Origin of the sequence: Streptomyces klenkii, from assembly GCF_003626645.1 — a bacterium.
GTDB classification, from domain to species: domain Bacteria; phylum Actinomycetota; class Actinomycetes; order Streptomycetales; family Streptomycetaceae; genus Streptomyces; species Streptomyces klenkii.
Map to the genome: position 1 here is coordinate 1 of NZ_RBAM01000225.1, position 1,019 is coordinate 1,019.

A 1,019-nucleotide genomic window follows, 5' to 3' on the forward strand; every position below is an offset into this window, starting at 1 on the left:
CGCCACGCTCCCCGCCCACCGGCTCATCGCCGAGGTCCTGCTGCCGCTGGCCCACGAGGGCCTGGCCGGGCGCGGGGTCGCCGCGGCCGACCGCGAGCGCTACCTGGGCGTCATCGAGGAGCGGTGCCGGCGGCGCACCACCGGCGCGAGCTGGCAGACTCGGGCCTACCACCAGGCGGTGGCGAACGGAGCGGACCGGACGGCCGCGCTGCGGGATCTCGTCCGGCGGTACTGCGAACTGTCCCGCACCGACGCCCCCGTGCACAGCTGGCCCGCCCTCCGCGAGCCGGCCGCCCGCGCGGGCGGCTAGCCCCGGGCGGGCCCGGGGACGCACGGCGGCGCGCGGCGGGCCGGGGCGCCGGACGGGAGGCGGAGTGCGGCTGCGGCCCCAGGAGACGACGGACCCGGCGCCGGACGAGGGCCCGCCGCCGCTGCCGCGGCGCGCCCTGCGCCACGAGGTGCTGCTCGTGCTCGCCGTCTCCCTGGGCGCCAGCGCCGTGGGCGCCCTGATCAGCTTCTCCGGGGTGCTCACGCGCCCCGGCGGGCTGGGCGAGCAGACCGCCACGCTCAACGCCTCCCGCGCGCCGGACCGGCCCTGGCTGGACCTGGCCTGGCAGCTGTTCGGCATCGCCACCGACCTGGCGCCGGTGCTCCTGGTCGCCCACCTGCTGCTGCGCGAGCGGGCCGCCGGAGGCTACGGCGGGGGCGGGCTGCGGCTGCTGGGCTTCGACGCCCGCCGCCCGCGTTCCGACCTGGCCCGGGGCGCGGTCGTCGCGGCGGGCATCGGCGGCAGCGGCCTGCTGCTCTACCTGGGCGCGCACGCCGCGGGGGCCAATCTCACCGTGGTGCCGGAGTCCTTGCCGGACGTGTGGTGGAAGTTCCCCGTGCTGGTCGCCTCCGCGCTGGAGAACGCCGTGCTGGAGGAGGTCGTCGTCCTCGGCTACCTGCTCCGGCGGCTGTCCCAGCTCGGCTGGACGCCCACGGGCGCGCTGCTGGCCAGCGCGCTGCTGCGCGGCAGC

The 1,019-nt window shown here is 79.1% G+C and carries 1 protein-coding gene and 1 pseudogene; both read left to right on the forward strand.

Annotated elements, in window-relative coordinates:
• Positions 1 to 310 (forward strand): annotated as a pseudogene (locus tag D7231_RS35940) (glutamate--cysteine ligase); the annotation flags it as partial.
• 64 nt (positions 311 to 374) lie between these two features.
• The coding region (locus D7231_RS35945) for a CPBP family intramembrane glutamic endopeptidase (RefSeq protein WP_422396799.1) at positions 375 to 1,019 on the forward strand (645 nt) is incomplete at its 3' end.